24 protein-coding genes are annotated in these 20,412 nt (G+C 65.0%); 14 read left to right on the top strand and 10 right to left on the bottom strand.

Going from position 1 to position 20,412, the window contains the following annotated elements; genetic code table 11:
* Positions 1–73: 73 nt before the first annotated feature.
* The 5 genes from ABIA65_RS21760 to ABIA65_RS21740 form a co-directional block, all read right to left on the bottom strand.
* The gene (locus tag ABIA65_RS21760; protein ID WP_241401185.1) at positions 74–412 is read right to left on the bottom strand and encodes a hypothetical protein; all 339 of its coding nucleotides are present in this window, start codon (positions 410–412) and stop codon (positions 74–76) included.
* Positions 412–1,929: a putative alpha/beta hydrolase gene (locus tag ABIA65_RS21755; RefSeq protein WP_354524863.1), complete on the bottom strand. Its 1,518-nt coding sequence runs from the start codon at positions 1,927–1,929 to the stop codon at positions 412–414. The genes ABIA65_RS21760 and ABIA65_RS21755 overlap by 1 nt, the downstream gene beginning before the upstream one ends.
* A 6-nt stretch (positions 1,930–1,935) precedes the next feature.
* Positions 1,936–2,247, bottom strand: a complete 312-nt coding sequence (locus ABIA65_RS21750) for a DUF2563 family protein (RefSeq protein ID WP_354524862.1) — start codon at positions 2,245–2,247, stop codon at positions 1,936–1,938.
* A gap of 93 nt (positions 2,248–2,340) precedes the next feature.
* On the bottom strand, positions 2,341–2,853 hold the full coding sequence (locus ABIA65_RS21745) for a hypothetical protein (protein WP_241401182.1): 513 nt from the start codon (positions 2,851–2,853) through the stop codon (positions 2,341–2,343).
* Entirely contained in the window at positions 2,850–3,245 is a 396-nt protein-coding gene (locus ABIA65_RS21740) for a hypothetical protein (protein WP_354524861.1), read from the bottom strand. Before ABIA65_RS21740 ends, ABIA65_RS21745 begins: the two co-directional genes overlap by 4 nt.
* Before the next feature lie 71 nt (positions 3,246–3,316).
* Here ABIA65_RS21740 and ABIA65_RS21735 point away from each other — a divergent pair, with 71 nt between their 5' ends.
* Positions 3,317–4,366, top strand: coding sequence for an NAD(P)H-dependent amine dehydrogenase family protein (locus ABIA65_RS21735; protein WP_354524860.1), 1,050 nt, complete (start codon positions 3,317–3,319; stop codon positions 4,364–4,366).
* A 4-nt stretch (positions 4,367–4,370) separates the two neighbouring features.
* Here ABIA65_RS21735 and ABIA65_RS21730 read toward each other — a convergent pair whose 3' ends face one another.
* A complete protein-coding gene (locus ABIA65_RS21730) occupies positions 4,371–6,398 on the bottom strand; it encodes a prolyl oligopeptidase family serine peptidase (RefSeq protein ID WP_241401179.1) in 2,028 nt (675 codons plus the stop codon).
* 48 nt (positions 6,399–6,446) lie between these two features.
* Between ABIA65_RS21730 and ABIA65_RS21725 the strand changes: the two genes are divergently transcribed.
* Genes ABIA65_RS21725 through ABIA65_RS21705 form a run of 5 tightly spaced genes read left to right on the top strand, consistent with a single transcriptional unit; the run spans position 6,447 to position 9,433 of the window.
* Complete coding sequence (locus tag ABIA65_RS21725; protein ID WP_354524859.1) at positions 6,447–6,950, top strand: DUF779 domain-containing protein; 504 nt, start codon at positions 6,447–6,449, stop codon at positions 6,948–6,950.
* A gap of 28 nt (positions 6,951–6,978) precedes the next feature.
* Entirely contained in the window at positions 6,979–7,257 is a 279-nt protein-coding gene (locus tag ABIA65_RS21720; RefSeq protein WP_354524858.1) for a putative holin, read from the top strand.
* Positions 7,250–7,723, top strand: coding sequence for a hypothetical protein (locus ABIA65_RS21715; protein WP_354524857.1), 474 nt, complete (start codon positions 7,250–7,252; stop codon positions 7,721–7,723). Before ABIA65_RS21720 ends, ABIA65_RS21715 begins: the two co-directional genes overlap by 8 nt.
* 30 nt (positions 7,724–7,753) lie before the next feature.
* A complete protein-coding gene (lpdA, locus tag ABIA65_RS21710; protein WP_354524856.1) occupies positions 7,754–9,148 on the top strand; it encodes a dihydrolipoyl dehydrogenase in 1,395 nt (464 codons plus the stop codon).
* Between the two features lie 15 nt (positions 9,149–9,163).
* Entirely contained in the window at positions 9,164–9,433 is a 270-nt protein-coding gene (locus tag ABIA65_RS21705; protein WP_241405852.1) for a hypothetical protein, read from the top strand.
* Positions 9,434–9,449: 16 nt separating this feature from the next.
* Here ABIA65_RS21705 and ABIA65_RS21700 read toward each other — a convergent pair whose 3' ends face one another.
* Together ABIA65_RS21700 and ramB are read right to left on the bottom strand one after the other, a co-directional pair.
* Positions 9,450–10,004 carry a carboxymuconolactone decarboxylase family protein gene (locus ABIA65_RS21700; protein WP_241401174.1) on the bottom strand — a complete coding sequence of 185 codons (555 nt, stop codon included), beginning with the start codon at positions 10,002–10,004 and terminating at the stop codon, positions 9,450–9,452.
* 10 nt (positions 10,005–10,014) lie between these two features.
* Positions 10,015–11,430 (bottom strand): acetate metabolism transcriptional regulator RamB, encoded by a 1,416-nt coding sequence (ramB, locus tag ABIA65_RS21695; protein WP_241401173.1) that lies wholly within the window; start codon positions 11,428–11,430, stop codon positions 10,015–10,017.
* A 134-nt stretch (positions 11,431–11,564) separates the two neighbouring features.
* On the opposite strand from ramB, the gene ABIA65_RS21690 reads away from it, so the two are divergent.
* The 4 genes from ABIA65_RS21690 to ABIA65_RS21675 all read left to right on the top strand — a co-directional run bounded on the left by ABIA65_RS21690 (position 11,565) and on the right by ABIA65_RS21675 (position 15,860).
* Positions 11,565–12,341 (top strand): acyl-ACP thioesterase domain-containing protein, encoded by a 777-nt coding sequence (locus ABIA65_RS21690; RefSeq protein WP_354524933.1) that lies wholly within the window; start codon positions 11,565–11,567, stop codon positions 12,339–12,341.
* Between the two features lie 249 nt (positions 12,342–12,590).
* Positions 12,591–13,877: an isocitrate lyase gene (gene aceA / locus ABIA65_RS21685; RefSeq protein ID WP_241401172.1), complete on the top strand. Its 1,287-nt coding sequence runs from the start codon at positions 12,591–12,593 to the stop codon at positions 13,875–13,877.
* 147 nt (positions 13,878–14,024) lie between these two features.
* Positions 14,025–14,882 (top strand): 3-hydroxybutyryl-CoA dehydrogenase, encoded by an 858-nt coding sequence (locus ABIA65_RS21680; protein WP_354524855.1) that lies wholly within the window; start codon positions 14,025–14,027, stop codon positions 14,880–14,882.
* Between the two features lie 105 nt (positions 14,883–14,987).
* Positions 14,988–15,860 carry a cyclopropane mycolic acid synthase family methyltransferase gene (locus ABIA65_RS21675; protein WP_241401171.1) on the top strand — a complete coding sequence of 291 codons (873 nt, stop codon included), beginning with the start codon at positions 14,988–14,990 and terminating at the stop codon, positions 15,858–15,860.
* A gap of 6 nt (positions 15,861–15,866) precedes the next feature.
* On the opposite strand, the gene ABIA65_RS21670 is transcribed toward ABIA65_RS21675, so the two are convergent.
* On the bottom strand, positions 15,867–16,730 hold the full coding sequence (locus ABIA65_RS21670) for a polyphosphate kinase 2 family protein (protein WP_354524854.1): 864 nt from the start codon (positions 16,728–16,730) through the stop codon (positions 15,867–15,869).
* A 4-nt stretch (positions 16,731–16,734) separates the two neighbouring features.
* A complete protein-coding gene (locus ABIA65_RS21665) occupies positions 16,735–17,439 on the bottom strand; it encodes a TetR/AcrR family transcriptional regulator (RefSeq protein WP_241401169.1) in 705 nt (234 codons plus the stop codon).
* 108 nt (positions 17,440–17,547) lie between these two features.
* Between ABIA65_RS21665 and ABIA65_RS21660 the strand changes: the two genes are divergently transcribed.
* The 4 genes from ABIA65_RS21660 (at position 17,548) to ABIA65_RS21645 (ending at position 20,410) form a co-directional block, all read left to right on the top strand.
* A complete protein-coding gene (locus ABIA65_RS21660; protein ID WP_241401168.1) occupies positions 17,548–18,858 on the top strand; it encodes a DUF445 domain-containing protein in 1,311 nt (436 codons plus the stop codon).
* A gap of 86 nt (positions 18,859–18,944) precedes the next feature.
* Positions 18,945–19,361, top strand: coding sequence for a helix-turn-helix domain-containing protein (locus ABIA65_RS21655; protein WP_354524853.1), 417 nt, complete (start codon positions 18,945–18,947; stop codon positions 19,359–19,361).
* Between the two features lie 75 nt (positions 19,362–19,436).
* Entirely contained in the window at positions 19,437–20,057 is a 621-nt protein-coding gene (locus ABIA65_RS21650) for a heparin-binding hemagglutinin (RefSeq protein WP_241401166.1), read from the top strand.
* Between the two features lie 62 nt (positions 20,058–20,119).
* On the top strand, positions 20,120–20,410 hold the full coding sequence (locus tag ABIA65_RS21645) for a DUF2516 family protein (protein ID WP_354524852.1): 291 nt from the start codon (positions 20,120–20,122) through the stop codon (positions 20,408–20,410).
* The last annotated feature ends 2 nt before the right edge of the window (positions 20,411–20,412 follow it).

Genomic DNA, 20,412 nt, shown 5'->3' with positions numbered 1-20,412 from the left:
AGCAAGAGTTTCAGAGGGGCAATTCGACTGCTTGCGCATGAGGTGTCCGCGCGAAGAGGGCGTTGTTGTCGGCCTACGAGCGAGACTGAAGTGCGGGCGGCGGATCCGGTTTGCGGAGAGTGCGGTATGCAGCATAGATCTTGCCGCCGACCTTTATGTGAGACGTGTTTCCGAACGCGATGACCACGACCCCGAATGTCATTGCGAGCGCGATGGCTATGGCCGAACCCCACTGCGGGGCCTGAGAGAGAAACATCAGTGCGATCCCGATCGAGCACGCACTCCAATACACCCTTCTCTGGATCGAAGCCGGAGAGAGGGCACGCGACTTCCACAGCGGGAAAAAGCCTCCCACCACACCGAGAACCATGAGTGTCAGGCCAGAGATAAAGAGAATTTTGGAGAGTGTCACTACCAGCTCTTTCCGCCGCCGCCGCTGCCATTTGTCAGTGGCGCGTCGAACAATCCACCGATGTCTCCTCCGATGTCGCCGCCGGCGAACCCACCGAGCAAGCCGCCGACAACTGCCGCGCCAGCCGCGCTGATCGGTCCCGCTACCGATCCCACTGCTGCCCCCGCGGCAGCCCCACCAAGAATACTGCCACCCACAGATCCGGTTGCCTCACCCAGCTTTTCGTTGCGGTCGTGCGAATCACTGTGCCACCACTCCCATCCGGCAAACCCGAGTTGTACGACGTTGCCGACCGCCGAAAGCTTGAATCCTGCCTTGCTGAGCAGTTCAGCGTCCGCCTTGGAAAGACCTTCGAGGGTGTGCCTGCCTGTCGGAACTGATTCGCCATAGCGTTCGAATCCAGTGCCGACCATGTCTGCGCCGGTACTGAGGTTCTTGACAATGTCCGCAATTCCTTCTTCCGAGATCCCGGTTTCTCGCAGCTTGGTCTCAACGCCATCAATAACGATATTGCGTGCGGTCGTTTCCTGTTGATTGAGGAACCGCGTTGCCTGATCTGGACTCATCGGTGGGGCGCCGAGAACGCCTTGCTCAAGCTTGTGCTGCCATTCCTGTCGGAAGGCGGCTCGTTGGGCCGCGGTCTTGCCGGTGATGGGGTCGACAGGCAGTGGGCCAGTGAAATGAGACATGTTGTAGTCGCCCAGTCGTTGGCCCGCATACTGGATCTCGTCGATGTTCGCCGCCGGATCGTTGATCGTCGCGAAGTCGCGAAGCCGTCCCGCGGCCGCCTGCTTCTCGGGCGTCCACGGGCCTGGAGCGTCGACCAGTGCCTGGTCGACGGCGCGTTGACGGGTGTCGTACTTGTCCGATGCTGACTTGGCGCCCGGCTCAGAATCAAGGGCCCGTCCGTCGGCGCCGTTCGTGGCGTCGGGGGTGTAACCCTCTGCCGCCATCTCGGCTTGCGCCTGGTCGAGTTGGTCGGAGTAGGCGTCACGGACAGACCGCACTTCGTCTAGCGCAGTGGCGACGCGATCGACCGCTGCCTGCGTAAGTTCCGAGATGTCGGCGGTCTCACCGTTGGCCGCCGCGAGACTGATTTCGTAGTCGATCTGGTCGTCGATCCGCCGCAGTGCGCCATCGAGATTGCTGATCGAGATGGCCCCGCTGCGCTGCGCTTCCGCCAAAGAAGCAGCGATGCTCTGCAAGTCAACGGCGACCTTGGACATCTTGTCCTTGTTGTATTGCAATGACTCGGTGGCCCGCGACACTTCGGCCGAGTCATTGATGGGATGGTCGCCGCCGTCGTGACGATCCCATGCCAACTCGAATCGCCTTTGTGCAGCGAGAAACTCTTCGGTGGTCTCGCTGGTACAAGTGCTGGCCGCCCGGAATGCGGTGGCCAACTCGCTGATCTCGCCCGGAGATCCAGCCTGGATCGTGCGGTTCATTTGCCACGGGTCACCACCGACAGAACCAATGAGGCCCTTGACGTCGAGATGTCGAAGCTGCAGCGTCATCGGGGATCAGGTCAGGGAATTTCCCGCGGCATCGACGGCGCCGGCAGCTTGCTCATCCTGCATGAGGAACATCGTCGCGGCGCAAGTGGCCTTCTGGGCGATCGCGTCTAGTTCGGTGCGATGACCGTCCATAGTTGTGGCGTGGGTTTGGTGAGCCGCGGTGAGGGCGCCGTGGAAGCCGCGCGCAGCCTCGAAATCGCCGAACACACCGACGCTGAGTCGGGTCGACGAGAAGTCAGCCGCACCGCGTTGAATGATCGTCGCCGCGCTGTCGGAGAAGTCCGCTCCCATGCGCAGCATGTCCGTGTCGATGTACATCCGGTTCCCCCCAACGGTTCGTCACGGTTATCGTGAACTTACCGATCTCGCCAGTTTACCGACGGTTAACCGGGGTCCACGCACCAAAATCTGTCATGCGAGGGCGAAGCCGTACCGCTCCAGGGGCTGCAGCGGACTGGGGTCGGTGCCTTCGACGACGAATATCCAGGTTCGGCCCTGGTCGTCCTGCCGGGTCGCATAGCCGTGCTGGCCTTGCGTCTTGGTCAGGTCTTCGGCGCTTTCGGATGGGTCGTCGTAGACACCGACTAGAACCGATGGTTGACCGGGCGGTGTCATGCACAGCGCGACGTTCGAGGCTTGGGGGAGCCATGAGTTCGGCGAAGCATCCATCACCGAAGGCCCGCCGCAGGCCGCCGTTAGCCACGCGAATCCGTCCGATGTCTCGAACGGTGGGGTCGGCTTCTGGGATTGAGCGGGCGATGTCGAGATGGGCGTCGTCGACGAGGTGGTCTCTCCGCGGGAACAGGACGCCAGCGCTGCTCCCATGATCGGCAACACGACGAGTACGAACAGACCCGGGACGGCAGCGCCTCTGCGGCGTCTCGGCGGGTGGAGCGGAGCGGACGGACGTGGCTCGGCGGTCATGCCGTCTTGTTTGCCTCAACGTCGGCCGCATCGATCTGCTTCACCACCAAGGTGTTCAGCCGGCTACGACCCCTCACCCCGCGGAGCCGGGTCCGGCCCACGGTGGGCCGGGTCCGCGGCCCGGACCTCCCCGCCGATCTTGATGTTCGATGTGCGGAAGTACGCCCACCCGACCATGAGGACCACCGCCATCGCGACGAACGCGACCGAACTCTGAAGATCCGGTAGCCCGCGATGAACAGCACCGGGATCGCCACGGCCGTCGCGGTCCAGTAGATGCGACGCTTCACCGCCCGCTTCGGCAGCCGATTCGTATCCCAGCCCGGCACCACGATTCCGGCGACCAGCAGCCCGATGCCGACGTAGAAGAGGATCAGGGACGTGGTGCTCATGGCTCCACCCTATGGTGGTGGTTCGGCCAACCCGCCCACTGTGCCGTTGGTATTACCGTAAGTTCATCGGGATGCTGCGTGTCATCCAGTGGGCCACCGGAACCGTCGGACGCCACGCCGTCGCCGCGGTGCACCGTCATCCTGACCTCGACCTGGTCGGGGCATTGGTCTACGGCGAGTCCAAGGACGGCCGTGACGCCGGCGAGCTGTGTGGCATCGGCGAAATCGGTGTCACCGCAACGCGTGACCGTGACGCGATCATTGCGCTGGACGCCGACTGCGTGCTGTACATGCCGCAGGGCGAGATGAACCCGATGGGCGCGCTGCGTGACATCTGTGCCCTGCTGGCGTCGGGCAAGAACGTCGTGTCCACGGCGGTGACGGCACTGATCTACCCGGCCAGCATGGGGCAGGCCGTCGTCGACCAGCTGGAGGCGGCGTGCGCCGAGGGGCGCTCGTCCTTCCACGCGACGGGTATCGAACCCGGTTGGGCGGCAGAGGTTCTGCCACTCACGATGTCGAGCCTGTTCGGCCGCATCGATTCCCTGTTGGTGCAGGAACTACTGGACTACAGCACCTATGACAGCGCCGACATGCTGTTCGACATCATGGGCTTCGGCGGGGCACCCGATGCGCCGGTTCCGCTGGCCGATCCGGTGCTCGCCGGCTCGACGTTCAAGGCGTCACTCATGCTGGTCGCCGACGGCCTCGGCGCCACCATCGACGACTTCGCCTACGACCGCCGTGTGGCCGTCACCGCCGAGGCCTTCGACATCACGGCCGGACGGATCGAGGTGGGCACCGTCTCGGCGCAGCGGTTCAGCTGCTCCGCGATCATCGGCGGCCGACCTGCGCTGACCATCGAGCACATCACCCGCCTGCGCGACGACCAGGCTCCGGACTGGCCGACCGGACGCGGGTGGAAGGTGACCGTCGAGGGCAGCCCCTCGATGGTGCTCGAGTCGCGCATCGCGGCCCATGGTGAGGACGAGACGGATCAGGGCTGCCTCGGCACCGCGATGCATGCCGTGCACGCCATCGCACCGGTATGCGAAGCGGCACCGGGTATCCGGACGTTCCTCGATCTGCCGACCATCATCGGCCGCGGGGTGCTGAGCTAAGCCCCTACTCGCCCAGCGTGCGGTGCAGGAACTCGTAGATCAGCGCTGACCGGAACGCGGTCTGGGCGTTGTCGGCGGCGCCGGCGTGGCCGCCCTCTACGTTCTCGTAGTACTGCACCGGGTGCCCGGCGGCCTCCAGCGCTGCGGTCATCTTGCGGGCGTGCCCGGGATGCACCCGGTCATCGCGCGTCGACGTGGTCATCAGCAGCGGGGGATACCGTCGGTCCGCCGAGATGTTCTGGTACGGCGAGTATTCCGAGATGAACTCCCAGTCGTCCGGGTTGTCGGGGTCACCGTACTCGGCAACCCATGACGCGCCGGCCAGCAGCAGGTGGTAGCGCTTCATGTCGAGCAGCGGAACGCTGCACACCAGGGCGCCGAACAGGTCGGGGTACTTCGTCAGCATGATGCCCATGAGCAGGCCGCCGTTGCTGCCGCCCTGTGCGCCGAGCTGATCGACTGTCGTGATGCCGCGCGCGACCAGATCGGCGGCAACCGCGGCGAAGTCCTCGTGCACCAGGTGTCTGCCCTCGCGCATCGCCTGGGTGTGCCACCGCGGCCCGTACTCGCCGCCGCCACGGATGTTGGCCAGCACGTAGGTGCCGCCGCGTGACAGCCACAACCGGCCGAGCACACCGCCATAGGCCGGTGTGCTGGAGTTCTCGAATCCGCCGTAGCCGCCGAGCAACGTCTTGCCGGGGCCGCTCGCGCTGCGGTGTCCTACCACGAAGTACGGGATCATCGTGCCATCGGCCGACGCCACGAAGTGCTGGTTCACCTCGATGTCGGAGGCGTCGAAGAACGCAGGCGCGCTCTTGATCTCGGAGAGTTCCTCGCCAACCCGGCCCCACAGGAGTCGCGACGGTGTGTCGAAACCGCTTGAGTCCAGGAATATCTCGTCACCGTACTCATCGGCAGCCACCACCACGGTGTTGGTGTTCGGCGGGATGCCCTCGACGGGCTCGCGTGTCCAGGGCCCTGGCGTGACGACCTCGATGCGGCTCGCCACGTCCACCAGGGTCACCAGGATCAGCCGGTCACGCGTCCAGGTGTAGCTCTGCAGGCTGGTGTGCTCGTCCGGTTCGAAGACAACAGTGAGATCGGCCGTGCCGGAGAGGAATTCGTCGTACTTGGTGGCCAGAAGCGTGCCGGTTGGGTATGTCGTGCCGTCCACCGTCCAGTCGCTGCGCGGCCGGATCAGCAGCCACTCGCGGTGTATCGACGTGCCGGCATCTGTCGGGACGTCGAACTTGAGCAGCTCGCCGTTGCGGAGTTCGTATCGGTCACGATTGAAGAAGTCCAGTGACCTCGAGATCAGCAGCCGCTCGAAACCGGGCGTCGGGTCGTACCCGGCGCCGACGCTCACGTCGGACACATCGCCCTCGAAGAGCGTCTCGGCGTCAGTGAGGGGCTGGCCCCGTCGCCACCGCTTGACGACACGGGGGTAGCCGGAGTCGGTCAGCGAGCCCGGTCCGAAGTCGGTGCCCACGATCACGGCATCGGCTCCCTCCCAGCCGATATCGGTCTTCGCCTCCGGTAGCTCGAATCCGCTCGCTATGAATTCACGTGTCCGCATGTCGAATTCGCGGACCACGGTGGCATCCGAACCGCCCCTGGAGAGGCTGATGAGCGCTCGCGTCAGGTCCGGCTCGATGACCTCGGCACCGGCCCACACCCAATTCTCGCCATCGGCCTCCGCGAGTGCGTCGACATCGATGACGACGTCCCAGTCGGGCTCCTGCGAGCGGTAGCTCTCCAACGTCGTGCGCCGCCACAGGCCGCGAGGGTTGGCGCCGTCCCGCCAGAAGTTGTAGAGGTGCTCGCCGCGCCGCCGCACGTACGGGATGCGGGCGTCGGTGTCGAGCACCGCCAGGGCCTCGGAGCGCATCTGCTCGAATCGTTCGCCGCCGAGCTCGGCCAGGGTGGGCTCGTTGTGCTGGGCCACCCATGCCAGGGCGTCATCGCCGGTGACGTCCTCCAGCCAGAGGTAGGGGTCCCGGAGGGTGGGGTCGGTATCAGCGCTTGGGTCCACGGGTCCATTGTGGCTATCGGCGGTAATCGTGCGGCGATAGGGTGAGTGATGGCCGTGCCGAGCAGAGCACTCATCACCGCGCCCGCAGCTGATCTCCTGCGTCGACTCCAGGACAGACATGGTCCGCTGATGTTTCACCAGTCAGGCGGCTGTTGCGACGGATCGTCACCGATGTGCTACCCCGATGGGGACTTCATCGTCGGTGACCGCGACATCCTGCTGTCGATTCTCGATGTGGGCGACGGCGACGGCGTACCGGTGTGGATCTCCGGGTCGCAGTTCGAGGCGTGGAAGCACACCCAACTGGTGATCGACGTGGTTCCCGGCCGAGGTGGTGGGTTCAGCCTCGAATCGCCAGAGGGCATGCGGTTCCTGTCCCGCGGACGCGCGTTCACCGCGGCGGAGAACGCGCTGCTCGACGAGCACCCGCCGGTCACCGGGAGACGATTCGAGGCGGGGGAGCGACCGGTCGCAACGGGCTCTCACATCGTCGCCGAGGCCGTGGACGCCTGCCCGATACCGGCGGGACGCGCCGCGCAGGTGCACGACTAGCGGCGACGCGCGGAGTTACCGTGAAGGGGTGATTCCGCTCCCACGGGCGTGGCTCCTGACCAGTGCGATGCTCATCGGCGTCGCCACGGGCGTGGTCGCGGGTGTCGCATCGAGTGTGCTGGTGACGGCGGCCATCCGACCTGACCTCGTCGTCGGACTCGTCGTCGGTGTGCCCAGTGCGGCAGGCATGCTGCTGGTGCTGTTGTCTGGTCGCCGGTGGGTGACGACGTTCGGCGTCTTCGTCCTCTCGCTGGCCCCCGGCTGGTTCGGCGTGCTGGCCGCGATCGAGGCGGTCTCCGGTGCCTGAGCACGCGGTGGGTGAGCCGACCGGGAACTGGACGCCGCTTTTCGACACCGACGCGATCGCAGCGCAGAGCGCCGAGGCGCAACCGATCACCGCCACCGAACCGCCCGGCGACACGCCGTCCGAACCGATTCCCGCGTTCGCGCCGCCCGAGGTGGTGCCGGGCACCTACACCTACGTCAAGCGCTGGACCTTCGTGCTCGTGGTCGCCGGGGTGTGGATCGTCGGCGCGGGGATCGGGGTGGCGCTCTACGAGTGGTGGTTCTCCTCGGTAGACAAGACGGCACCGGTCTTCGTGGTGTTCGTCTATGTCGTCGTGTGCACCGTTGTGAGCCTGCTGGTCGCCATGATCGTGAACAAGCCGCTCCTGGCGGCGCTGGCGGTCGCGTTGATGTCGGCACCCCTGGCATCAACGGCCGCCGCGGGGGTCCTCTACGGTGCCTACGTCTTTGACTGGTTCGGCCGTTAGCGCCGCACCGCCGCCCACTAGGCTGTGGGCGTGACTCACTATGACGTCGTCGTAATCGGAGCAGGTCCCGGCGGATATGTCGCGGCCATTCGCGCAGCGCAGTTGGGCCTGACCACCGCCATCGTCGAACCCAAGTACTGGGGCGGCGTCTGTCTCAACGTCGGGTGCATCCCGAGCAAGGCGCTGCTGCGCAACGCCGAGCTGGCGCACATCTTCACCAAGGAGGCCAAGCAGTTCGGCATCAGCGGTGAGGCGAGCTTCGACTTCGGCGCCGCCTTCGACCGCAGCCGCAAGGTCGCTGAGGGCCGCGTGGCCGGTGTGCACTTCCTGATGAAGAAGAACAAGATCACCGAGATCCACGGCTACGGCAAGTTCACCGATGCCAACACCCTGGCCGTCGACCTCAACGAGGGCGGCACCGAGACGCTGACATTCGACAACGCGATCATCGCGACCGGCAGCAGTACCCGGCTGGTGCCGGGCACGTCGCTGAGCGAGAACGTCGTCACCTACGAGAAGCAGATCATGTCTCGCGAGCTGCCGAAGTCGATCATCATCGCGGGTGCCGGGGCGATCGGCATGGAGTTCGCCTATGTGCTGAAGAACTACGGCGTCGACGTCACCATCGTGGAGTTCCTTCCGCGGGCACTGCCCAATGAGGACGCCGAGGTCTCCAAGGAGATCGAGAAGCAGTACAAGAAGCTGGGCGTGAAGATCCTCACCGGTACCAAGGTCGAGTCGATCAACGACGACGGGTCAACTGTCACCGTCACCGTCAGCAAGGACGGCAAGTCCGAGGACCTCAAGGCAGACAAGGTGCTGCAGGCCATCGGCTTCGCCCCCAACGTCGAGGGCTTCGGGCTGGAGAAGGCCGGCGTCGAGCTGACCGAGCGCAAGGCCATCGGCGTCGACGACTACCTGCGCACCAACGTGCCGCACATTTATGCCATCGGTGACGTGACCGGGCTGCTGCAACTGGCCCACGTGGCCGAGGCGCAGGCCGTTGTGGCGGCCGAGACCATCGCCGGGGCCGAGACGCTCCCGCTGGGCGACATCCGGATGATGCCGCGGGCCACGTTCTGCCAGCCGCAGGTCGCCAGCTTCGGGCTCACCGAGGAGCAGGCCCGCGCCGAGGGCTACGACGTGAAGGTGGCCAAGTTCCCGTTCACCGCCAACGGCAAGGCACACGGTCTCGGCGACCCGAGCGGTTTCGTCAAGCTGATTGCCGACGCCAAGTACGGCGAGCTGATCGGTGGCCACCTCATCGGGCACGACGTCTCCGAGCTGCTGCCCGAGCTGACCCTGGCGCAGAAGTGGGATCTGACGATCAACGAGCTGGCGCGCAACGTGCACACCCACCCGACCATGTCGGAGGCGTTGCAGGAGTGCTTCCACGGCCTGGCCGGCCACATGATCAACTTCTGATCTGTCTCCGTGCCCGTGAGAGCAGTGGTAGTCGCCGGGATCGGCGGACTGATCGTGGGCCACGTGCTGTGGCTGGTCGGTATATCGCTGGCCATGGCGACCACCGAGGTGAGCACCTGGGTTCTCGTCGTCGCCGCGGTGTCACTGGTCGCGGCGGTGATCGGCGGACTGCTGGGCCGACGGTTCCATCAAGCCAAGGCCTACGCCAAGGCGTGGTTCGCGTGGTGCCTGCCGATGGCTCCGGTGCTGCTGTCGGTGATCGTCCTGGGCGTCACCTACCTGTAGGGGCGGGCGCTGCGATCTAGTCCGGGAAGTCGAGCGGGATGCGAAGCGTCGCCATCGTCGCCGCCAGGCCGTCGTACTGGCTTGCCAGCATGCAGAACTCGATGAGCTGCTTCTTGTTCAGGTAGGCCGAGAGCGCCGTCCAGGTCTCGGCCGACATGGAACGGGTGATGACGAACTCGTCGGTCGCGGTGATCAGCACCCGTTGGCGGTCGGTGAGCCCCTCGGCGTCGGGACCCTCGAAGATCAGGGCCTGGGTCTGCGCGTCGACGCCGCGACTGCGGGCCAGGCGGCGGTGTTGCTGCAATTCGTACTCGCAGTTGCGCAGGTGACCGACCCGCAGAATCACCAGTTCGGCCTCCTGGCGCGACAACTTGCCGAGGCCGAGCAGTACACCGGAGTAGGGCAGCCAGGCCAGGAACAGCAGTTGGTGCTGGCCGATGACGTTGAACAGGGCGAACCGCGGCGCGCGGATGGCCCTCGCGCCGAGTTTGGCGATCACCCAGTTGAGGGGCCCGAGTTCGCGGAACCCCCCGGGTTGGATGCGGGCCGGGGCAGACTCGGGAGCGCTCACAACAGCGAGTCTAGGGATGCTTTACCAGGTATGGGGACACAGTGCTGCGGTGCTCGTTGAGGTCGAGCGCGCCGCCAAGGACCGGGAATGCGCGCTGCGGACAGTTATCGCGTTCGCACACCCGGCAACCCGCACCGATGGGGGTGGCGATCTCGCTGGACAGGTCGAGGCCCTCTGAGTAGACGAGCCTGTGGGCATGGCGCAGTTCGCAGCCCAGCCCGATCGCGAACGTCTTGCCGGGCTGCCCGTATCGCGCCGCGCGCCGCTCGACCGTGCGCGCCACCCACATGTAGTGCCTGCCGTCGGGCATCTGCGCGATCTGCACACCGATCTTGCCGGGGTTGCCGAATGTCTCGTAGACGTTCCACAGCGGGCACGTGCCACCGCTGGAGGAGAAGTGAAAACCGGTGGCGGACTGACGCTTCGACATGTTGCCCGCACGGTCGACCCGCACGAAGGACAGCGGGACGCCCCGCATCGACGGGCGTTGCAGCGTCGAGAGCCGGTGCGCGATCGTCTCGTAGCTCACCGAGTAGAACGCCGACAGTCGCTCGACGTCGTAGCGGAAGTTCTCGGCAACCCGGTGGAACTGGCTGTAGGGCAACACAATGGCCGCGGAGACGTAGTTGGCTATCCCCAGGCGGGCCAGCGTCCGGGACTCGGCACTGGTGAAGTTTCCCTCGTCGACGAGCTTCGAGATCAGATCGCCGAACTCCAGGTAGGCCAGTTCGGCGGCGAGCTTGAACACCTGCTGCCCCGAGGACAGGTGCGCGCTCATCTCCAGCGTCTTGGTCTCCGGGTCGAAGCGGTGCAGCACGGTGTCGCCGAGGTCGCTGCGCGTGACGATGCGCACGTCGTGCACCGCTCGCAGGCGGTCGGAGAGCTCGCGGGCCAGTTCGGTGCGGTGCATCCGCACCCGGACGGTGAGATCCTCAGCGGCGGTGTCGAGTTCGTGCAAGTAGTTCTGCCGCTGGTAGAAGAAGTCGCGGACCTCCTCGTGCGGCATCGTGATGGCCCCGCTGCCGCTGCCGTCGGCGTAGCGACTCTCGGTGGCGGTCGCCAACTGTGTGGCGGTCAGTCGGTAGCGCTGGTGGAGGTTCACCATCGCCCGCGCCAGGGTCGGATGCGAGTTGACCAGATCCGCGAGCTCGGACGGGTCGACGTCGATGCCGAGATCGCGGTCGAGTGTCACCTCCCGGAGTTCGGCGACCAGGCGGGTGTCGTCATGGGGGGCGAAGAACGTGGCGTCGACGCCGAACACCTCGGTGATGCGCAGCAGCACCGCGACGGTGAGCGGACGCACGTCGTGCTCGATCTGATTGAGGTAGCTCGGCGAGATGTCGAGCATCTGCGCCAGCGCGGCCTGGCTCAAGCCGCGCTCACCGCGTAGCTGACGTACCCGCGATCCGACGAAGGTCTTGGCCACGTGAACCAGCCTAACAACGCTGTGAATGCCAACTTCGCAGCCTTTGCACGGGTCACCCTGTGGCAGTATCGAACTTCGTGAGTACCAGCGGTGCGACGGCCAAAACGCAGGCCGTGACGGGTCTTGCCAAGCAGATGCTGCCCGTCCCCGACCCCCACCCCGACGTGTTCGACGTGCAGTGGCCGCTGCGGGTTGCCGACGTCGACCGCGAGGGCAGGCTGAAGTTGGACGCGGCCACTCGCCACATTCAGGACATCGGCTCGGACCAGCTGCGTGAGATGGGCTACGAGGAGACCCACCCACTGTGGATCGTGCGGCGCACGATGGTCGACGTGATCAGGCCCATCGAGTTCAAGGACATGCTGCGGCTGCGGCGGTGGTGTTCTGGAACCTCGAACCGGTGGTGCGAGATGCGGGTGCGTATCGACGGTCGCAAGGGCGGGCTGATCGAGTCCGAGGCGTTCTGGATCAACATCAACCGGGAGACGCAGGGCCCGGCGCGCATCTCCGACGACTTCCTCTCAGGTCTGCAGCGCACGACTGACGTCGACAGGCTGAGGTGGAAGGCCTACCTGAAGGCAGGCAGCCGTGAGGACGCCCAGGATGTCCGCCCCTTTCCCCTTCGGGTGAGCGATATCGACATCTTCGATCACGTGAACAACTCGGTGTACTGGAGTGTGGTCGAGGACTACCTGGCCACCCAGCCCGCGCTGATGGCGGCACCGTTGCGCGTGACGATCGAGCACGATCTGCCGGTGGCGCTGGGCGACGAGCTGGAGATCATCCGGCACGTGCATCCGGCGGGCTCCACCGATGCGTTCGGTCCGGAGCTCACGGATCGCACTGTTACAACGCTCACATACGTCGTCGACGACGAGACGAAAGCCGTCGCGAGCATCTTCTCGCTCTGATTTGCCGGGTTTAACAGTACGAGCGTACTGACCTGCGAAGATCGCTTACCGCGCGGTAACCTCTGAACCGGTTCAGCTCCGAAGCTCCTTCGCAACCTTTGCAAGATAACGACATTGTTGGCGGAAATTGGCAAGTCAAACGGGTGGACCTGCGGATATGCCATGTGCCATGGTCGTGTTAGCAAAAGAGTGAAGCTGCGGCGACGTTAGCAACGATGCACGCGGCGATCAGCAACCGAAGGAGCCGCAATGTCCACCGTTGGCACGCCGAAGAGCCCCGAGCAGATCCAGCACGACTGGGACCACAACCCCCGCTGGAACGGCATCGAGCGCACCTACACGCCCCAGGACGTCGTCGCCCTGCAGGGCCACGTGGTCGAGGAGAGCACCCTCGCCCGCCGCGGCGCCGAGGTGCTGTGGGAGCAGCTCCACAGCATGGACTACGTCAACTCCCTTGGCGCACTGACCGGCAACCAGGCCGTGCAGCAGGTTCGTGCCGGCCTGAAGGCCATCTACCTGTCGGGTTGGCAGGTCGCCGGTGACGCGAACCTGTCCGGCCACACCTACCCCGACCAGAGCCTCTACCCGGCCAACTCGGTGCCGCAGGTCATCCGCCGGATCAACAACGCCCTGCTGCGCGCCGACCAGATCGCCAAGGTCGAGGGCGACACCTCGGTGGAGAACTGGCTGGCCCCGATCGTCGCCGACGGTGAAGCAGGCTTCGGTGGTGCGCTGAACGTCTACGAGCTGCAGAAGGCCATGATCGCCGCCGGCGTCGCCGGTTCGCACTGGGAGGACCAGCTCGCGTCGGAGAAGAAGTGCGGCCACCTCGGTGGCAAGGTGCTGATCCCCACGCAGCAGCACATCCGCACCCTGACCTCGGCCCGCCTCGCGGCCGACGTCGCCGACGTGCCGACCCTCGTCATCGCCCGCACCGACGCCGAGGCGGCGACCCTGCTCACCTCCGACGTCGACGAGCGCGATCAGCCGTTCATCACCGGCGAGCGGACCAAGGAGGGCTTCTACCACGTCACCAACGGTGTCGAGCCGTGCATCGCCCGCGCCAAGGCCTACGCCCCGTACTCCGACCTGATCTGGATGGAGACCGGCACCCCGGACCTGGCACTGGCCAAGAAGTTCGCCGAGGCGGTCAAGGCTGACTTCCCCGACCAGATGCTGGCCTACAACTGCTCGCCGTCGTTCAACTGGAAGCAGCACCTGGACGACGCGACCATCGCGAAGTTCCAGAACGAGCTCGGCGCGATGGGCTTCAAGTTCCAGTTCATCACGCTGGCCGGCTTCCACGCCCTCAACTACTCGATGTTCGATCTGGCCCACGGCTACGCCCGCAACCAGATGAGCGCCTACGTCGAGCTGCAGGAGCGCGAGTTCGCTGCCGAGGAGCGCGGCTACACCGCGACGAAGCACCAGCGTGAGGTCGGTGCAGGGTACTTCGACCGCATCGCCACCACGGTCGACCCGACGAGCTCGACCACCGCGCTTGCGGGCTCGACCGAAGAGGGTCAGTTCCACTGAGCTAGACGCCCGGCAGACGCAAACTCGCGTGAACCGCACTCCGTGCGTGCGAGTCTGCGTCTGCCGGCGAAGGCAGCACAGGCTCCGCCCGCGTTTTCCACGGGGCGGGGCCTGTCTCAATTTTCCGACATAGTAGAAACGGTGAACGTGACTGAGATTCAGCGGGTGGGCGTCATTGGCGCCGGGCAGATGGGCGCGGGGATCGCCGAGGTGTCCGTGCGTGCCGGTGTGGACGTGCTGGTCTACGAGCCGACAGAGGCGCTGACCACAGCAGGTCGCGACCGCTTGACCAAATCTCTGCAGCGGGGTGTCGACAAGGGCAAGTTGACCCAGGACGAGTTCGACGCCGCACTCGCCAAGCTGAGTTTCACCACCAAGCTCTCCGACCTGTCGGATCGTCAGCTGGTGATCGAGGCGATCATCGAGGACGAGGCCGTCAAGGCCAAGCTGTTCGCCGAACTCGACGAGGTCATCACCGACCCCGACGCCGTGCTGGCGTCGAACACGTCGAGCATCCCGATCATGAAGATTGCTGCCGCGACCAAGAATCCTGGCCGCGTTCTGGGTCTGCACTTCTTCAACCCGGTTCCCGTGCTGCCACTGGTCGAGCTGGTGGCCACGTTGGTCACCACCGATGCGGCCCTGAACCGCACCGAGCAGTTTGCGGGCGCGGTCCTGGGCAAGCAGGTCGTCAGGTGTTCGGATCGGTCCGGCTTCGTGGTGAACGCGTTGCTGGTGCCTTATCTTCTGTCGGCGGTGCGCATGGCCGAGGCCGGTGTCGCCACGGTCGAGGACATCGACATCGCCATCGTCGCCGGGCTGTCGCATCCGATGGGGCCGTTGAAGCTGTCCGATCTGATCGGGCTCGACACGCTTAAACTGATCGCGGACAAGATGTTCGAGGAGTTCAAGGAGCCGCTGTACGGGCCGCCTCCGCTGTTGCAGCGGATGGTCGAGGCCGGTCAGCTCGGCAAGAAGTCGGGCCAGGGCTTCTACAAGTACTAAGCCCATCACAGCATTGGCAAATGGCGAAGTCATTAGTTAACCTGGCGTTTGGGGCAGACGCCGGTGCATACGCCGCGTGTAGCGAAAGCAAGGATTAGTCAGCGAATGTCACAACCCAACTCCGATCTGTCGCCGTATTACGAAGAGTCTCAGTCGATATACGACATTTCGGATGAGTTCTTCGCGTTGTTCCTGGGTACGACCATGGGTTACACCTGCGGGTACTACGAACGCGATGACATGACGCTGGATGAATCCCAGCTCGCCAAGTTCGACCTTGCGCTGGGCAAGCTCGACCTCGAGCCGGGGATGACGCTGCTCGACGTCGGCTGCGGATGGGGTGGCGCGCTGGCCCTCGCGGTGGAGAAGTACGACGTCAACGTCATCGGCATCACCCTGAGCAAGAACCAGAGTGAGTACACCAGGGCCCGGCTCGCCAAGATCCCGACGTCGCGCACGGTGGAGGTGCGACTGCAGGGCTGGGAGGAGTTCGACGAGCCCGTCGACCGCATCGTCTCGATCGGCGCATTCGAGGCCTTCAAGCAGGAGCGTTACCCTGCGTTCTTCGAGCGTGCCTACAGCATCCTGCCCGACGATGGCCGCATGCTGCTGCACACGATCCTGGCTCATACCCAGGAGTTCTTCCGTGAGAACGGCATCAAGCTGACGATCAGCGATTTGAAGTTCATGAAGTTCATCGGCGATGTGATCTTCCCGGGTGGGCAGCTGCCCGCGGTGGAGGACATCGAGAAGCTCGCCGACGGTTCGGGGTTCACGCTGGAGCGCACGCACCTGTTGCGCCCGCACTACGCCCGGACGCTGGACATGTGGGCGGCGAACCTGGAGGCCAACAAGGACCAGGCGATCGCGATCACCTCCGAGGAGATCTACGAGCGCTACATGAAGTACCTGACCGGTTGCGCGGACTTCTTCCACCGCGGTATCACCAACATCGGTCAGTTCACCCTGGTCAAGTAGCTCCGGTCAGGCCTGCGCTAGCCTGCGCCTCTCGGCTTCCACGTCGAAGTCGGCTGGCGGCCAAGACAATTCGAGTCCCTTGAGGGCCTCGATCAACAATTCGGTGATGGCCAGTCGGCTGTACCACTTGCGGTCGCAGGGGATCACGTGCCACGGCGCGTACTCGGTGGACGTGCGATCCAGAACCGCCTGGTAGGCCTCCTGATACTTCGGCCACAGCAGGCGTTCGTCGATATCGGCCGGGTTGTACTTCCAGTACTTCTCGGGTCGCTCGAGGCGCTCCGTCAGGCGCTTCTTCTGCTCGTCGAGTGAGACGAACATCGCCACCTTGACGATGGTGGTGCCGGTGTCGACAAGTTCCTTCTCGAAGGCATTGATCTCGTCGTAGCGGGCGCCCCACACGTCGGGCGGCACCAGGTCGTGTACCCGCACGATCAACACGTCCTCGTAGTGCGACCTGTCGAACACTCCGATGTGACCGGCCGCGGGCAGTGCTTTGTGAATCCGCCACAGGTAGTGGTGGGCGAGTTCCTCCGCGGTGGGCTTGCCGAAGCTGGTGTACTGGATTCCCTGCGGATTGCCCGCGCCCACAACGTGTTTGACGATGCCGCCCTTGCCCGCGGTGTCCATGCCCTGAAGTACCAGCAGCACCGACCGGTTGTCGCCGCCGCGGCTACTGGCGTACAGCATCTCCTGCAGTTCGGCGAAGCCCGCGTTGCGCTCCTCCTGCAGAGCAGGGGAGTCGCTCTTGCTGCCCTTAAAACCCGGGGTGGCATTGGTGTCGATGTCGGCGACCCGGTCGCCGGCCTTGAACTCCAGTTGGATGTGAGGCTCGTGGGTCCACAACTCGGGCAGATCGGTCTCGGTCACCGCATCAGTCAAGCAGCTGAGGAGGCAGGGTTGGGGATGGATGCGCCTGCGCGTTGAACTTCTCCAGCGATCCGCCCACCTCGACGATTCCGCGCAACGCGTTCCAGGACAGCATCGTGAGGTAGTCGATCAGTTCGTCGGCGGTCATCCGGGGATGCGACATCCACGAGTGAGTGGCCAGCTGCACACCCCCGACGATCATGAACGCCCATGGCTGCGCGCCGTGCGTGTCCATGCCCTCCTCAGCCATCCGTCGCCGGAGCATGACGCCGAGCATGCGAGCGATGATCTGCTCGGAATCGGCGACGGCCTTGCTCTTGCTCGCCGAGCTGTTGGCCATCACGAACGGATAGATCTCCGGTTCGGCGGCGACGGTGTCGACATACACCCGGATGATCTCCCGGGTCAGCGCGTAGCCGTCCAGGTTGGATGTCAGGGCGGCGGCCATGTTGGGGATCAGGGTGGTCTGGGCGAAACGCATCATCACCGCGGTGGTGAGGTCGTTCTTATCGACGAAGTACCGGTACAGCACGGTCTTGGAGACGCCGATCTCGGCGGCGATCTCGTCCATGCTCACGTTGCTGCCGCGACTGCGGATGGCTACCAGCGTGCCGTCGACCAGCTCATTGCGGCGGTCGACTTTGTGCTGGTGCCAGCGTCGCTTGCGGCCATCGGTCTTCACCGCCCCGGCTGGGGTCTGCTGTGCCACGTATCCCCGTATTCCGTTCCCTATGTTGCCCCCGATGATACGGCCGATGGATCGCGGCCGGACGATGGGACGCACGGGTCCCTGTCGTGATGACGGCATGATGGTGGAGTGTCACACCGACCCACCGCGCAGGCGCGAGCGAGCTTCGCCGAAACTCTGGCCGGAATCGACTCCGTTGCTGACGCCGAACGGCGCCGTGGCCTGCGCCGAATGAAGGTCGTTGCCCTGGGGTTTCTGGTGGGCGCGACCATCGTTTTTCTGCTGTGCACGTGGGCCCAGTCGCGCGGTGCGGACCCCTGGGTGGGCTACGTCCGCGCTGCCGCGGAGGCGGGCATGGTGGGTGCACTCGCCGACTGGTTCGCCGTGACGGCCCTGTTCAAGCATCCGCTGGGCATCCCGATACCGCACACCGCGATCATCAAGCGCAAGAAAGACCAGCTCGGCGAGGGTCTCGGGACGTTTGTCCGGGAGAACTTCATGTCTCCTGAGGTGGTCGAGACGAAGCTCCGAGACGCCCAGGTGTCGGGCCGCGCAGGCAAATGGCTGTCGGAGCCCGCGCACGCCGAGCGGGTTGCCGCGGAGGCGTCGACGGTACTGCGTGTTCTGGTCGAGATGCTGCGCGACGAGGACATCCAACAGCTCGTGGACCGGATGATCGTCAAACGCATCGCCGACCCGCAGTGGGGACCGCCGATCGGTCGGGTGCTGGCCTCGCTGCTGGAGGCCGGCCGCCAGGAGGCCCTGATTCAATTGCTCGCCGATCGCGCGTTCCAGTGGTCCCTGAATTCGGGTGAGGTCATTGAGCGTGTCATCGAGCGTGACTCGCCGACGTGGTCGCCGCGCTGGGTCGACCATCTGGTGGGGGACCGGATACATCGCGAGCTGGTGGACTTCACCGACAAGGTGCGCCGCAACCCCGACCACGAGCTGCGACGCTCGGCCACAAAGTTCCTCTTCGAGTTCGCTGACGACCTGCAACACGACGACACGACGATCGCGCGTGCGGAGAAGGTCAAGGAAGAGATCATGGCTCGCGACGAGGTGGCGCGTGCCGCCGAGACGGCGTGGGGTGCGGCCAAGCGCATCATCCTGGAGTCGGTCGAGGATCCGTCCTCGACGCTGCGCGCGCGTATCGCCGACTCCGTCGTGCATATCGGGGAGTCGCTGCGTGATGACGCCGACCTGCGAGACAAGGTCGACAACTGGATCATTCGAGCGGCTCAGCACCTGGTGACGCAGTATGGGACGGAGATCACAGCGATCATCACCGAGACCATCGAGCGCTGGGATGCCGACGAGGCGAGTCGCCGGATCGAGCTACATGTTGGCCGTGACCTGCAGTTCATTCGAATCAATGGCACCGTGGTGGGTGCGCTCGCGGGCCTCGTCATCTATTCGATAGCCCAGCTGCTGTTCTGACCTGCGCTAACTAGTGCTTGCAAAAGTTAGCACCCCGTCTTACGGTTGATTTCGAGGCCAATCGGTTACTGACGGAGGGGGTGAACATGTCGCAAGACGAGAAGCTGGCCGCAGTCGTAAGCAACGCCGCGTCCGACATCGGCAGTTTCATCCGAACCCAGCGCGAGGCCGCCCAGGTATCGGTTCGGCAGCTCGCCGAGAAGGCCGGTGTCAGCAATCCCTACCTCAGCCAGATCGAGCGGGGACTGCGTAAGCCGTCCGCGGACGTGCTCAACCAGATCGCGAAGGCGCTGCGGTTGTCGGCAGAGGTGCTCTACGTCCAAGCCGGAATCCTCGAGCCGAGTGAACCCAGCGAGGTGCGCGACGCCGTCGTGGCCGACACCGCGATCACCGAGCGGCAGAAGCAGGTGTTGCTCGACATCTACGCCTCGTTTCGCCAGCAGAACGAAGCGGCAGCTGATGAAGCAGCCTCTGACAGTGATGAGGAGCCAACTACTGACTGACATCCGCCTCACCGCGAACTGAAATCACGAACACACCAAAACACCGCATGAACATCCTGAGAGGAATGAACTGACATGGCCGAGAAGAATCAGCCCACCATTGAAGACCTGAAGGCTCCGTTGCTCGCCGCCGTGGGTGCCGCAGACCTGGCGCTCGCCACCGTGAACGAGATCGTCATCGCGCTGCGCGAGCGCGCCGAGGGTGCCCGCACCGACGCCGAGGCGCGCGTCGAGGAGGCTCGCGCGAACCTGAACAAGTTGCAGGAGGAGCTGCCGAGCCAGGTGGGCGATCTCCGCGAGCGCCTCAATAGCGATGAGCTGCGCAAGGCTGCCGAGGGCTACGCCGATTCCGCGACCGCAACCTACAACCGGCTCGTCGAGCGGGGCGAGGCGGCCCTGGAGCGTCTGCGCAGCCAGCCGGCGCTCGAAGAGGCGGCTCACCGCGTTGAGACCGTCACCGACCAGGCTGTCGAGCTGACGCAGGATGCGCTTGGCACCGTCGCCTCGCAGACCCGCGCCGTGGGTGAGCGCGCCGCCAAGCTGGTCGGTGTCGAACTGCCCAAGAAGGCCGAGAACGCCGCCGCGCCGGTGAAGAAGGCTGCTGCCAAGGCTCCGGCCAAGGCCCCGGCGAAGAAGGCCCCCGCCAAGAAGGCCCCGGCCAAGAAGGCTCCCGCCAAGAAGGTCACCCAGAAGTAATCCCGATCGGGTCACCTGGCCCGATTTGGCACAGGAGGACGTACCCCGCCTAGGCTTGAGGCGTGCAGTCTCAGAGCCTGGTGGGTTACGTCCTCCTCGTCATCATGGTTGGTGCGTTGGTTTTCGGGGCCTACTGCTTCATACACGCCGCGATGCAACGCCCGGACGCATTCACTGCCGCCGAGAAGTTGAGCAAGCCGATCTGGCTCGCGATCCTCGGCGGTACAACGCTTTTGGCGCTGCCCTACCTGCTGGGCGCCCCTGTCGGCTCCGCCATCGTCATCTGCGCGGCCGGCGTCTACATGGTCGACGTTCGCCCCAAGATTCTCGACGTTCAGGGAAAGTCGCGGTAGCG

It is taken from the genome of Mycolicibacterium sp. 624 (assembly GCF_040548615.1).
Lineage (GTDB): Bacteria > Actinomycetota > Actinomycetes > Mycobacteriales > Mycobacteriaceae > Mycobacterium.
Note: the sequence above shows the minus strand (reverse complement) of the source record. Positions and strands in the feature narration are given on the sequence as shown.